The following is a 13,672-nucleotide window of genomic DNA, read 5'->3' on the forward strand; positions in this document are numbered from 1 at the left end:
TTCGGTCTGAAATGTCTGATAGCTCATATCGTTCCGTTGGTGCTCCGCGTGTCGCCCGACTATTCGGTACCTGTCGGTCGGTCTTGCTGTCGATGAGTTGCACTGTCGCTGTACCAGCACGTCCCATTTCACCCGTATCGGGGCGACAGGCGAGAGGACCACCGCGTACCTGGATCCGGTCGAGCGTCCATCACGCGTCGTGGCAGAGTGTGTCGGCGACGGGATGATCGGATTGGGTTGTGGTTCAAGCTCATACAACACCGGAGGAAGTATGGCGTGTTCGGACGCAGTCGGTCCCGCGTTCTTCTCCGAGGTGAAATGAACCCGACTCTGTCGACCCTCTGTCGTGGCCCGTTGGCGAGCATTCTCGTGGAGCTGAGTTGGTTGCCGCACGTGCGGCTGCCCGAAAACCTTGTGTGACTGTCACATCGGCTACGGGCGTCTCGAGCCGCACGAGCGCTGACAGAAAAAATCCCCGGCCGAAAAGCGGCCGGGGATTTTTTCGATTCGTGGCAGAACTTACGGAACGTAGCGAACCGCGCCCTTGTCGGCGGACGTCGCCAGAGCGGCGTAGGCGCGCAGTGCTGTCGTCACGGTGCGCTGACGATCGACCGGCTGCCACGGGCGCTCCGAGGCCTCCATCTTCGCGCGTCGCTCGGCGAGGACGTCGTCGTCGACCAGGATCTCGAGCGTGCGCGAGGCGACGTCGATGCGAACCTGATCGCCGTTCTGGACGAGACCGATGATTCCGCCTGCGGCAGCCTCGGGGGAGATGTGACCGATGGACAGCCCGGAGGTTCCGCCCGAGAAACGACCGTCGGTGATCAGCGCGCATTCCTTACCGAGGCCTGCGCCCTTGAGGAAGGCAGTGGGGTGCAGCATTTCCTGCATGCCGGGGCCACCCTTGGGGCCTTCGTAGCGCACGACGAGAACGTCGCCGGCCTTGATCTTCTTCTGCAAGATGACCGAGACGGCTTCTTCTTGGGATTCGACGACGAGCGCCGGGCCCTGGAAGGAAAACAGTTCCTCGTCGATGCCGGCCGTCTTGAGGATTGCGCCGTCGAGTGCGATGTTGCCGCGCAGGACAACCAAGCCGCCTTCGACGGTGTAGGCGTTCTCGACGTCGCGGATACAGCCGCCGGCCGCATCGGTGTCGAGGGCAGACCAACGGTTGTCCGTGGAGAACGGTTCGATGGTGCGCACGCCGCCGGGAGCCGCGTGGAAGAGTTCGATTGCCTCGTCGGTTGCCTTGCCGGAGCGGATGTCCCAGTCGTCGAGCCACTGGTCGAAGCTCTTGGTGTGCACGGTGGACACGTCGGTTTCGAGGAGCCCGCCGCGGCGAAGCTCACCGAGCAGGGCGGGGATTCCGCCGGCGCGGTGGACGTCTTCCATGTGGTAGTCCGAGTTGGGAGAGACCTTGGACAGGCACGGAACCTTTCGGCTGATCGCGTCGATGGTGTCGAGGTCGAAGTCGACCTCGCCTTCCTGCGCCGCAGCCAGCGTGTGCAGGACGGTGTTGGTGGAACCACCCATGGCGACGTCGAGAGCCATCGCGTTGCGGAACGCTGCCGGGGTTGCGATGTTGCGTGGCAGCACCGACTCGTCGCCGTCGCGGTAGTACTTGAGGGCCGCCTCGACCACGGTGGTGCCCGCACGAGAGAAGAGTGCGTGACGAGCCTTGTGAGTTGCCAGCGTGGAGCCGTTGCCCGGCAATGCGAGGCCGAGGGCCTCGGTCAGGCAGTTCATGGAATTGGCGGTGAACATTCCGGAGCAGGACCCGCATGTCGGGCACGCGCTGCGCTCGACCTCGTCGAGGCCTTCGTCGGACACGGCATCGTTGGCAGAGGCGGAGATCGCGGTGATGAGGTCGGTGGGGGCTTGGGCCACGCCGCCGACGACCACTGCCTTACCGGCCTCCATCGGACCACCGGAGACGAAGACGGTCGGGATGTTGAGACGCATCGCAGCGTTGAGCATGCCGGGAGTGATCTTGTCGCAGTTGGAGATACACACCAGTGCGTCGGCCGTGTGGGCGTTTGCCATGTACTCGACCGAGTCGGCGATGATCTCGCGGCTCGGGAGCGAGTAGAGCATTCCGCCGTGGCCCATTGCGATGCCGTCGTCGACTGCGATGGTGTGGAACTCACGAGCGACGCCGCCGGCCGCACTGATGGCCTCGGCAACGATCTCGCCCACGTTCTTGAGATGCACGTGGCCGGGTACGAACTGGGTGTACGAGTTCGCTACGGCGACGATCGGCTTTCCGAAGTCGGAATCCGTCATTCCTGTGGCGCGCCACAGGGATCGGGCTCCGGCAGCATTACGTCCGATGGTGGTGGTGCGTGACCTCAACGGGGGCATGGGCGTGTTCCTTATGTGATCGTTGCTGGTCCACTCAAATAGAAGCGAGGGCCTTTCAACGCTACTCGCGTGCTACGGGCGCTTCTCTTCGGGCTGGTCCTGTGTGTTCTCGACGAGCTCGGATTCTGCTTCTGCTTCTGCAGCTGCTTCTTCCTCTTCGGCTTCCTTGGCGGCGAAGGCTTCTGCGGCAGATGCATAGGGATCGGTGATGCGGCCGCCGCTGGCGATCGCGATCTCGGGAAGCCTGACGAAGCTGACCGCAGGCAGGGTCACCTCGGTTCCGTCGGTGAGTTCCGCGCGCGCCCAACTCCGCTTCGGGAAGCGGAAACCCTTGACGTCGTCCCAGGCGAGGGTGCGCTTGGAGAACGTCGAGCGGACCTCGAGGCCGTCAGGGCTGACGGTGGTGCGCAGTCGCGCGACGAGATAGACGGCGATGATCGGAAGGATCAGCAACCAGCTGAAGGCGACGGGCCACCCGAAGATCGGGAAGCTGACCGCGAACAGAAGGAACGCGCACGCCATGTAAGCGAGCTGCGAAATGCGGATGACGTGCCGAAGTGGTTTCGGCGTGTGGGATGATTGAGCCGGTGGCACGGGCTGCTGCGAAGTTGACACCTCTACATCTTCGCATTGCAGCCGATGTATCTCAGATTCTGGGACGGTCGACTCACCAAGTTTGCCGTTCGCGACTAGCGCCTCTACTGTCGAGTGCGTGAAACAGAATGAGTTGCTCGTAATCGGCCGGCGCGTCGTCGCCTGAGTCGATTTTTCAACTCACCAGATAACGACGCGCCACCCTCGCTCAGCAGATGCTGACGGGGGTTTTTTGTTGCCCGGAGCCAGAATCAGAGGATTTCCCAGTGAGCGCACCAACAGCACGGCCTCAACCCACGCCGCGCAAGTCAGGGACACCGAGCCCGACAACCGCGGCTGCCGCAACCCAGACGGCCAACCGTCGCCAGCTCCCGCCTGAGCGGGTAACCGGCGCGCAGTCTGTGGTTCGAGCCCTCGAAGAGCTCGAGGTCGACACGGTATTCGGCATTCCCGGCGGTGCCGTGCTCCCGGTTTACGACCCACTCTTCGATTCGGTCAAGGTCCGCCACGTGCTCGTGCGCCACGAGCAGGGTGCAGGCCACGCTGCCACCGGTTACGCCCAGGCGACCGGCAAGGTCGGCGTCTGCATGGCCACCTCGGGTCCCGGTGCGACCAACCTGGTCACGCCGCTGGCCGACGCGCAGATGGACTCCGTTCCGATCGTCGCGATCACCGGGCAGGTGGCGCGCTCGCTGATCGGTACCGACGGCTTCCAGGAAGCCGACATCTCAGGCATCACGATGCCGGTCACCAAGCACAACTTCCTGATCACCGACGCGATCGACATCCCGCGCATCATGGCCGAGGCCTTCTACCTCGCGGCCAGCGGTCGCCCCGGCGCCGTCCTGGTCGATATCCCCAAGGACATCCTGCAGTCGCAGACCACGTTCTCGTGGCCGCCGGAGATGCGTCTGCCGGGCTACCGCCCGGTGACCAAGCCGCACGGCAAGCAGGTTCGTGAAGCTGCACGTCTGATCGCCGACGCCAAGTCGCCGGTTCTGTACGTCGGTGGCGGCGTCATCAAGTCCGACTCCTCGCCGGAGCTGCTCGAATTGGCCGAGCTGACCGGTATCCCCGTCGTCACCACGCTGATGGCCCGCGGCGCGTTCCCGGACAGCCACGACCTCAACTGCGGTATGCCGGGAATGCACGGCACCGTTGCCGCAGTCGCCGCTCTGCAGCGTAGCGATCTACTGATCACCCTCGGTGCGCGTTTCGACGACCGCGTCACCGGTCAGTTGAATTCCTTCGCGCCCGACGCCAAGGTCATCCATGCCGACATCGACCCGGCCGAGATCGGCAAGAACCGCTACGCGGACGTCCCGATCGTGGGCGACTGCAAAGAGGTCATCACCGAACTCATCGAGGCGATCCGTGCCGACATGGCCACGGGCACCACGTTCGACCTCACCGAGTGGTGGGCGTACCTGAATGACATCCGTCGTACGTACCCGCTGAGCTACGACCGTCCCACCGACGGTCAGCTGAGCCCGGAGTACGTGATCCAGACCGTCGGCAAGCTCGCCGGACCGGATGCCATCTACTGCGCCGGCGTCGGTCAGCACCAGATGTGGGCCGCGCAGTTCGTCGGCTACGAGAAGCCGCGCACGTGGCTCAACTCGGGCGGGCTCGGCACCATGGGGTACGCGGTTCCCGCAGCCATGGGCGCCAAGATGGGTATGCCCGACACCGAGGTGTGGGCGATCGACGGCGACGGCTGCTTCCAGATGACCAATCAGGAACTCGCAACCTGCGCACTCGAAGGTATTCCGATCAAGGTTGCCCTCATCAACAACGGTAACCTCGGCATGGTGCGCCAGTGGCAGACACTCTTCTACGAAGAGCGCTACTCCAACACCAACCTCGGAACGCACGGCGCCATCCGCATCCCGGACTTCGTGAAGCTCGCAGAAGCATTGGGCTGCCACGGAATTCGTGTCGAGCGTGAAGAAGATGTCGAAGCTGCGATCCGTGAGGCGCAGTCCATCAACGACAAGCCTGTCGTGATCGACTTCATCGTCACCGCCGACGCACAGGTGTGGCCGATGGTCGCTGCCGGAACGAGCAACGACGAAATCATGGCGGCCCGGGGCATCCGGCCGCTGTTCGACGACGACGAGGCAGTTGCCGAGCCCGCCGTCATCCACGAAGCCATGTCACGCGAGCAAGCCGGACCCGCCGCGGGCACAGGGGAGGATCAGAAGTGAGCACCAGTCACACCCTCAGTGTTCTCGTCGAGGACAAGCCAGGCGTGCTGGCTCGCGTCTCCGCACTTTTCTCCCGCCGCGGATTCAACATCGAATCCCTTGCGGTGGGCGGAACCGAGATCCCCGAGATCTCACGTATGACCATCGTCGTCACGGTCGACGAGTTCCCTCTCGAGCAGGTGACGAAGCAGCTCAACAAGCTGATCAACGTCATCAAGATCGTCGAGCAGGACGGTGAAGCATCCGTCGCTCGCGAGCTCGTGCTCATCAAGGTGCGCGCTGATGCAAGCGTGCGCACGCAGGTCATCGAAACGGTGAACCTGTTCCGCGCCAAGGTGATCGACGTCTCTCCGGAGTCCGTCACCATCGAGGCGACCGGTACTCGGTCCAAGCTGGATGCACTGCTGCGGATGCTTGATCCGTACGGTATCCGGGAGATCGTTCAGTCCGGGGTCGTGGCAGTCGGTCGAGGGCCGAAGTCGATCACGGCCACCCGCTAGTACTTTTAGACACGTAAAAATCCAAGGAGAGGTTGAGAACTGTGGCAGTCGAGATGTTCTACGACGACGATGCCGATCTGTCGATCATTCAGGGCCGCAAGGTTGCTGTGATCGGCTACGGAAGCCAGGGCCACGCCCATTCGCTGAGCCTGCGTGACTCGGGCGTCGATGTGCGCATCGGCCTCAAGGAAGGCTCGAAGTCGCGTGAGAAGGCTGAAGAGCAGGGGCTGACGGTCGGTACGCCGGCAGAGGTTTCCGAGTGGGCCGACGTCATCATGGTGCTCGCACCTGACACCGCTCAGGCGAGCATTTTCACCAATGACATCGAGCCGAACCTCAAGGACGGCGACGCGCTGTTCTTCGGTCACGGCCTGAACATTCACTTCGACCTGATCAAGGCTCCGGAGTTCGTCACCGTCGGCATGGTCGCCCCCAAGGGCCCCGGCCACCTGGTGCGTCGTCAGTTCGTCGACGGCAAGGGCGTTCCCGCGCTCATCGCCATCGACCAGGATCCCAAGGGTGAAGGCCAGGCTCTCGCTCTGTCCTACGCCAAGGGCATCGGCGGAACCCGCGCAGGCGTCATCAAGACCACGTTCAAGGAAGAGACCGAGACGGACCTCTTCGGCGAGCAGGCCGTGCTCTGCGGCGGCACCGAGGAACTGGTCAAGACCGGTTTCGAGGTCATGGTCGAGGCCGGCTACGCACCCGAGATGGCGTACTTCGAGGTTCTGCACGAGCTCAAGCTCATCGTCGACCTCATGTACGAGGGTGGCATCGCCCGCATGAACTACTCGGTGTCCGACACCGCTGAGTTCGGTGGATACCTCTCCGGCCCGCGCGTCATCGACGCCGACACCAAGGAGCGCATGAAGGCGATCCTGGCCGACATCCAGTCCGGCGAGTTCACCCGTCGTCTGGTTGCCAACGTCGAGAACGGCAACACCGAGCTCGAGGGCCTGCGCAAGGCCAACGCCGAGCACCCCATCGAGGTCACCGGCAAGAAGCTGCGCGACCTGATGAGCTGGGTCGATCGTCCGATCACCGAAACCGCGTAATTCGCAGTTTCACGCTCCACGTCTCCACTGGCCTGATGCCGCGCCGGTTCAATTACGTTGAACCAGCGCGGCATTGGGCCGGAGTCGTTTTCCGGGTCGTCTGAGTCCGGATTCATATTCCGTCGAGAATTTGCCCGCGAAAGTGTCCACTATGTGGTATTGCCTACCGCGTTGTGGATTCCAAGTGAGCGCGCACTAAACTATCGGTGGTTAAACCACCTTCACACCCACCTAATCAGGGAGTTTGCACGTGAGCCAGCCTGGCCGTCCCGTTGTTCTGATCGCCGACAAGCTCGCGCCGTCCACAGTCGAGGCGCTCGGTGACGGTGTGGAGGTGCGTTGGGTCGACGGACCCGACCGCCCGGCGCTGCTCGCCGCGGTACCCGAGGCCGACGCGATTCTCGTCCGTTCCGCCACTACCGTCGACGCCGAGGTTCTGGCTGCCGGCACCAAGCTGAAGATCATCGGCCGCGCCGGTGTCGGCCTGGACAACGTCGAGATCCCCGCGGCCACCGAGCGCGGCGTGATGGTCGTCAACGCACCGACCTCCAACATTCACTCCGCTGCCGAGCACGCTGTCGCGCTCCTCATGTCGACCGCTCGCCAGATTCCCGCAGCAGACAAGACCCTGCGTGAGAACACCTGGAAGCGAAGCAAGTTCAACGGTGTCGAGATCCTCGGCAAGACCGTCGGTGTCGTCGGACTCGGCCGCATCGGCCAGCTCTTCGCGCAGCGTCTCGCTGCGTTCGAGACCACGATCATCGCGTACGACCCCTACCTGCCCGCAGCGCGCGCAGCGCAGCTCGGCATCGAACTGGTCACCATCGACGAGCTCGTCGAGCGCGCCGACTTCATCTCCGTGCACCTGCCCAAGACCAAGGAAACGGCCGGCCTGATCAACGCCGAGCGCCTCGCCAAGGCCAAGGACGGCGTCATCATCGTCAACGCCGCTCGCGGTGGTCTGATCGACGAAGATGCGCTCTACGACGCACTCGTCTCCGGCAAGGTCCGAGGCGCCGGTCTCGACGTGTTCAGCACCGAGCCGTGCACCGATTCCAAGCTTTTCGAGCTCGACAACGTCGTTGTCACCCCGCACCTCGGAGCATCGACGTCCGAGGCTCAGGACCGCGCAGGTATCGACGTGGCCAAGAGTGTTCTCCTCGCTCTGGCAGGCGAATTCGTTCCCGAGGCCGTCAACGTCTCCGGCGGCCCCGTGGGCGAAGAAGTTGCTCCGTGGCTCGAGCTCGTCCGCAAGCTCGGTCTCCTCGCTGCGACGTTGTCGCCCGAAGCTGTGCAGACCGTGCAGGTTGTCGCCACCGGCGAGCTGTCTGCCGAAACCGTCGACATCCTCGGCCTGGCTGCACTGCGCGGCGTGTTCTCCGCCAGCAGCGATGAGGCTGTCACGTTCGTCAACGCTCCGGCACTGGCCGAGCAGCGCGGCGTGACCGTGTCGGTCGAGAAGCACTCCGAGGCTCTTGCTCACCGCAGCGCGGTCGAGGTGCGTGCAGTTGCCGCCGACGGCACGGTCACGTCGGTCACGGGCGCACTCACCGGTCTGCAGCAGGTCGAGAAGATCGTCAACATCAACGGACGCAGCTTCGACCTGCGCGCCGAGGGCCACAACATCGTCGTTCACTACAGCGATCGCCCGGGCGTTCTCGGTGTCCTCGGCACCGTCCTCGGAAACGCGGGCGTCGACATCCTCGCAGCAGCACTGAGCCAGGATGCCGAAGGCGAAGGCGCAACTGTCATCTTGCGCGTCGATCGCGTCGTCGGTGACGCCGAGGTCGAGGCAATCGTCTCGCAGCTCGACGCTCGCGTCGCCCAGGTCGACCTTTCCTGATTGTTTTTGCTGTGCGCCTTTATCAACCGCCCGCGGTTGATAAAGGCGCACAGTTCTACTGAGATGAGGACTCCATGAAGCTTGCGGTCATTCCGGGTGACGGAATCGGCGTCGAGGTCACTGCCGAGGCGCTCAAGGTGCTCGGCAAGTTGGTTCCAGATCTGGAAACCACCGAATACGATCTCGGTGCCCGTCGCTACAACGCCACCGGCGAGTTGCTTCCGGCCGACGAGCTGGACCAGATTCGTCAGCACGACGCAATCCTGTTGGGCGCCATCGGTGATCCGCGGATCGTCGCACCCGGCATCCTCGAGCGTGGTCTGCTGCTGAACATGCGCTTCCAGCTCGATCATCACGTGAATCTTCGCCCCGCACAGCTGTATCCGGGTGCGCTGTCGCCGTTGGCGGCGCAGCCGGAGATCGACTTCGTCGTGGTTCGTGAAGGCACCGAGGGTCCGTACACCGGAAACGGTGGAGCGATCCGCGTCGGCACCGATCACGAGATCGCGACCGAGGTGTCGATCAATACCTGGTTCGGTGCCGAGCGCGTGGTGCGTTACGCATTTGCCTTGGCGCAGACCCGGTCCAAGCACCTCACCTTGATTCACAAGACCAACGTGCTCTCCAACGCGGGCGCAATCTGGACGCGTGCAATCGAGACCGTCGGTGCCGAGTTCCCGGACGTCGAAACCGCGTACTGCCACATCGACGCGGCCACGATCTACATGGTCACCGACCCGTCGCGCTTCGACGTGATCGTCACGGACAACCTCTTCGGTGACATCATCACCGACCTCGCCGGCGCCGTAACCGGTGGCATCGGTTTGGCCGCAAGCGGAAACATCGATGCCTCGGGTACCAACCCGTCGATGTTCGAGCCCGTTCACGGCAGTGCTCCGGACATCGCCGGCAAGGGAATCGCTGATCCCACCGCCGCGATCCTCTCGGCCGCACTGCTTCTTCGCCATCTCGGACGCGAGGACGACGCCGCTCGGGTCGAGGCTGTGGTCGCTGCCGACCTGGCTACCCGCGGCGAAGGTCCCATCTCCACAACGGAGATCGGCGACCGGATCACTGCAGCGCTGTAAGGAATTCTTTCACGAGACTGACGCGCGTAAGCCTTTCGGCTTGCGCGCGTCAGTCGTTTCCGGCACCCCGATAGACTGGCCGGCATGCGTCTTGGTCGAATTGCCAGTCCCGATGGTGTTGCGTTCGTCAGTATCGAAGGTGAAGAGGATGCCCTCGTCGCCAAGGAAATTGCGGAGCACCCGTTCGGGAACCCCACATTTACCGGCCGAAGTTGGCCGCTCGCCGATGTCCGTCTGCTGGCTCCGATTCTCGCCAGCAAGGTGATCTGCATCGGCAAGAATTATGCAGATCACATCGCGGAGATGGGCGGAGAGGCTCCCGCGGACCCCGTGATCTTCCTCAAGCCCAACACGTCCATAGTTGGCCCGGGTGCCCCGATCGTCTTGCCTCCCACCTCGAACGAGGTGCACTTCGAGGGTGAACTCGCGGTCGTCATCGGTCAACCGTGCAAGGACGTTCCGGCGGCGAAGGCGTTGAGCGTGGTCCTCGGTTACACGATCGCCAACGACGTGTCGGCGCGAGATCATCAGCGTCACGACGGGCAGTGGACGCGCGCGAAGGGCCACGACACTTTCTGCCCACTCGGACCGTGGATCGAAACCAGTCTGGATGCGTCCGACGTCGACATCAAGACCGAAGTGAACGGTCAGGTCAAGCAGGACAGCAGCACGGCTTTTCTCCTCCACGACATTCCGAAGATCATCGAGTGGATCTCGGCGGTGATGACTCTCTTGCCTGGCGACGTCATCCTCACCGGCACCCCCGCCGGAGTAGGCCCGATCGTCGACGGCGATTCCGTGTCGGTCACGGTCTCGGGGATCGGCACGCTCACGAACCCGGTGACCGCCAAGAGCTGATCCTGACCCGGTTCGTTCAGTCACGCGACTACGGAGGCCCCATCCAACCGGATGGGGCCTCCGTCGTGGTGTGAGGTCGAGAGGTGTCTGTCGCAGAAAAGTTGCAAGATGGTAACTATCGCCAGTGGATTGATCGGGATTGCCAACCGACTCGAAGAAATCAGGCTCCGGGACTGACCTGCGGGTTTCATGACCCAGGCGAAGCTTCGCCTCTGATCCTCCTGGCGTTATGTCGGATTTGGCCAGGTTGGGAGAGTTCGCCACACGGTTTGCTGTCGCGGCCCGTAACAGACCAAATTCCCTGAAATGTAACGCTGAGCAGTAGGGTGACCGATAACTGGATAGAAGCCGATGGGGCAATCGAGTGGATTGCGCAGAAACGTGGTGATACATGACGACCTTCGCGGAAGCCTCCCGGACAGCGGCAGGGCAAGCGCGGAACGGGCAGCGGCCGGTGTGGCGAGACAAGAAGCGCTACCTGTGGCCACTGGGTTTGCTGGTTCCTCTCAGCCCGTTCGCTGCGTGGTTCCTGGTCGACAAATTCAGTCTCGGGCTCTTCTGGGCCATCGGGGCGTGGCTGATCGTCATCGTCATTCCCCTGATCGATCTCCTGGCGGGCGAGGACGGTAACAGCCCACCGGACGAAGCGATCCCTGAATTGCAAGAGGATCGTTTCTACCGCTGGTGCACGTACTTGTTCCTGCCCCTCCAATACGTCGGGCTGGTGTTCGTCGCGTGGTGTTGGGTGAACGCGCCGATGGCGGCGGGGGAGAAGTTCGCGCTCGCGATGACTGCCGGCGTGGTTGCCGGTGTGGGGATCAACGCGGCGCATGAATTGGGGCACAAGAGTGAGAAGCTCGAGAAGTGGCTCGCGAAAGTAGCGCTCGCGCAGTCCTTCTACGGCCATTTCTACGTCGAACACAACCATGGTCATCACGTCCGCGTCGCGACGCCGGAGGATCCGGCCAGCTCGCGGTATAAGGAAAACTTCTGGTTCTTCTTGCCTCGCAGCGTCATCGGCGGCCTGCGCTCGGGATGGCGGATCGAAAGCGCTCGTCTGAGGCGTCAGGGGAGACGGACGTGGAGTTACCGCAACAACATCCTGAACGCGTGGGCGATGAGTGTGGTTCTGTTCGGCAGTCTGATCGCCGCGTTCGGCTGGGAAATTGCGCCGTGGCTCGCCGTTCAGGCAATTGCAGGCTTCACGTTCCTCGAGACCGCCAACTATCTCGAGCACTACGGCTTGCTACGTGCGAAGCGGCCTGACGGCTCGTACGTCCGGTGCTCGCCCGAGGACAGCTGGAACAGCGACCACGTCGTCAGCAATCTGTTCCTCTATCAACTTCAGCGTCACAGCGACCATCACGCGAATCCGCGTCTGCGGTACCAGAGCCTGCGAAGTGCGGCCGAAGCGCCGCAACTTCCAGCGGGTTACGCAGTCATGATCGTCTGCGCGTGGGTGCCGCCGCTGTGGCGAAAGGTCATGGACAAGCGACTGCTGGCCTACTACGACGGCGACATGACACGCATCAACGTCCTGCCGGGTAAGTGATCGGCCGGATGGAGGAAGGGCTGCCGGACTAACCTGTAGTACGACCATCCATCATCGCCGAGCCAAGTGAGCCATGACCAACAGCGAAGTACGCGTCCGTTTCTGTCCGTCACCCACCGGAACCCCGCACGTGGGTTTGGTGCGCACCGCCTTGTTCAACTGGGCATTCGCACGACACCACGGCGGCACATTCGTGTTCCGTATCGAAGACACCGATGCGCAGCGCGACAGTGAAGAGTCCTACCAGGCCATCCTCGACGCCCTCCGCTGGTTGGGGCTCAATTGGGACGAAGGCCCGGAGGTCGGTGGGCCGCACGCACCGTATCGCCAGTCCGAGCGTCGCGACCTGCATCTCGACGTTGTTGCCAAGTTGCTGGCCGCGGGCGAGGCCTACGAGTCCTATTCGACCAACGAGGAGGTCGAAGCGCGACACAAGGCGGCCGGACGCGATCCGAAGCTCGGATACGACAACTTCGATCGCGAGCTCAGCGACGAGCAGCGCGCTGCCTACATCGCCGAGGGGCGCAAGCCCGTCGTCCGCCTCCGGATGCCCGATCATGATCTGACCTGGAACGACCTGGTGCGGGGCGAGACCACGTTCAAGGCAGGCACCGTTCCGGACTTCGCGCTGACTCGCGGCAACGGCATTCCGCTGTACACGTTGGTCAACCCGGTTGACGACGCGTTGATGAAGATCACCCATGTACTGCGCGGCGAAGATCTGCTGTCCTCGACTCCGCGTCAGCTCGCGTTGTACGAGGCATTGATTCGTATCGGTGTCGCCGATTTCACACCGTCGTTCGGGCACTTGCCTTTCGTGATGGGTCAGGGCAACAAGAAGCTTTCCAAGCGCGATCCCGAGTCCAACCTCTTCATCCACCGCGATCGGGGCTTCATTCCCGAGGGATTGCTGAACTACTTGGCTCTGCTCGGGTGGAGCATCGCCGACGATCACGACGTCTTCTCGCTCGACGAGATGGTTGCGGCCTTCGACGTCTCCAAGGTCAACTCCAATCCTGCCCGCTTCGACCAGAAGAAGGCCGACGCGATCAATGCCGAGCACATTCGTCTGCTCGAGCCGGCCGACTTCGCCGGTCGTCTGAAGTCGTTCCTGGTGGAGCACGGACATATCGGCGCCGACGTCGACGAAGCGACGTTCACTGTTGCGGCGGACCTCGTGCAGACGCGCATCGTCGTCCTGTCCGACGCGTGGGATCTGCTGAAATTCCTGTTCGTCGACGAGGCGTCGTTTGCTCTCGATCCGGCCGCGGCGGCAAAGAACCTGAAGGAAGATGCCGGTCCGGTTCTGGACGCGTCTCTTGCGGCGCTCGATGCCATCTCAGAGTGGTCGGCGGCCAGTATCGAGGAAGCACTCAAGAAGGCCCTCATCGAGGATCTGGAGCTCAAACCGCGTAAGGCCTTCGCTCCGGTTCGGGTCGCGATCACGGGCTCTCACATCAGCCCTCCGCTGTACGAGTCGATGGAATTGCTCGGTCGTGAGGTCTCGCTCGCTCGGTTGCGCGCCGGTAGGGCAGCGGTAACCGCCTAGATCGGACGGTCTTCCGGCCGAAAATGAAGCAAAAACCTCCTGTGACCATACGATTTGGTATTTGG

General features: G+C 63.1%; 10 protein-coding genes. 8 read left to right on the forward strand and 2 right to left on the reverse strand.

The window, feature by feature from the left end; genetic code table 11:
- Positions 1-519 precede the first annotated feature (519 nt).
- Together ilvD and KTR60_RS11730 are read right to left on the reverse strand one after the other, a co-directional pair.
- Entirely contained in the window at positions 520-2,361 is a 1,842-nt protein-coding gene (gene ilvD, locus KTR60_RS11725; RefSeq protein ID WP_007729361.1) for a dihydroxy-acid dehydratase, read from the reverse strand.
- A 72-nt stretch (positions 2,362-2,433) separates the two neighbouring features.
- A complete protein-coding gene (locus KTR60_RS11730; protein WP_039973093.1) occupies positions 2,434-2,955 on the reverse strand; it encodes a PH domain-containing protein in 522 nt (173 codons plus the stop codon).
- Positions 2,956-3,221: 266 nt separating this feature from the next.
- Between KTR60_RS11730 and KTR60_RS11735 the strand changes: the two genes are divergently transcribed.
- From KTR60_RS11735 to gltX, 8 genes are all read left to right on the forward strand, one after another.
- Entirely contained in the window at positions 3,222-5,162 is a 1,941-nt protein-coding gene (locus KTR60_RS11735) for an acetolactate synthase large subunit (protein WP_030535411.1), read from the forward strand.
- On the forward strand, positions 5,159-5,662 hold the full coding sequence (ilvN, locus tag KTR60_RS11740; RefSeq protein ID WP_003944718.1) for an acetolactate synthase small subunit: 504 nt from the start codon (positions 5,159-5,161) through the stop codon (positions 5,660-5,662). Before KTR60_RS11735 ends, ilvN begins: the two co-directional genes overlap by 4 nt.
- 53 nt (positions 5,663-5,715) lie before the next feature.
- A complete protein-coding gene (gene ilvC, locus KTR60_RS11745) occupies positions 5,716-6,717 on the forward strand; it encodes a ketol-acid reductoisomerase (protein ID WP_030535412.1) in 1,002 nt (333 codons plus the stop codon).
- A 250-nt stretch (positions 6,718-6,967) separates the two neighbouring features.
- On the forward strand, positions 6,968-8,560 hold the full coding sequence (gene serA / locus KTR60_RS11750; RefSeq protein WP_003944758.1) for a phosphoglycerate dehydrogenase: 1,593 nt from the start codon (positions 6,968-6,970) through the stop codon (positions 8,558-8,560).
- A 74-nt stretch (positions 8,561-8,634) separates the two neighbouring features.
- Positions 8,635-9,648 (forward strand): 3-isopropylmalate dehydrogenase, encoded by a 1,014-nt coding sequence (locus tag KTR60_RS11755; RefSeq protein ID WP_003944691.1) that lies wholly within the window; start codon positions 8,635-8,637, stop codon positions 9,646-9,648.
- Between the two features lie 84 nt (positions 9,649-9,732).
- A complete protein-coding gene (locus tag KTR60_RS11760) occupies positions 9,733-10,506 on the forward strand; it encodes a fumarylacetoacetate hydrolase family protein (protein ID WP_003944722.1) in 774 nt (257 codons plus the stop codon).
- Between the two features lie 391 nt (positions 10,507-10,897).
- Positions 10,898-12,058 (forward strand): alkane 1-monooxygenase, encoded by a 1,161-nt coding sequence (locus KTR60_RS11765; RefSeq protein ID WP_030535413.1) that lies wholly within the window; start codon positions 10,898-10,900, stop codon positions 12,056-12,058.
- A 73-nt stretch (positions 12,059-12,131) separates the two neighbouring features.
- The gene (gene gltX / locus KTR60_RS11770) at positions 12,132-13,607 is read left to right on the forward strand and encodes a glutamate--tRNA ligase (RefSeq protein ID WP_003944712.1); all 1,476 of its coding nucleotides are present in this window, start codon (positions 12,132-12,134) and stop codon (positions 13,605-13,607) included.
- Positions 13,608-13,672: the final 65 nt, after the last annotated feature.

Source organism: Rhodococcus sp. C1, from assembly GCF_020809065.1.
Classification (GTDB): domain Bacteria; phylum Actinomycetota; class Actinomycetes; order Mycobacteriales; family Mycobacteriaceae; genus Rhodococcus_F; species Rhodococcus_F qingshengii.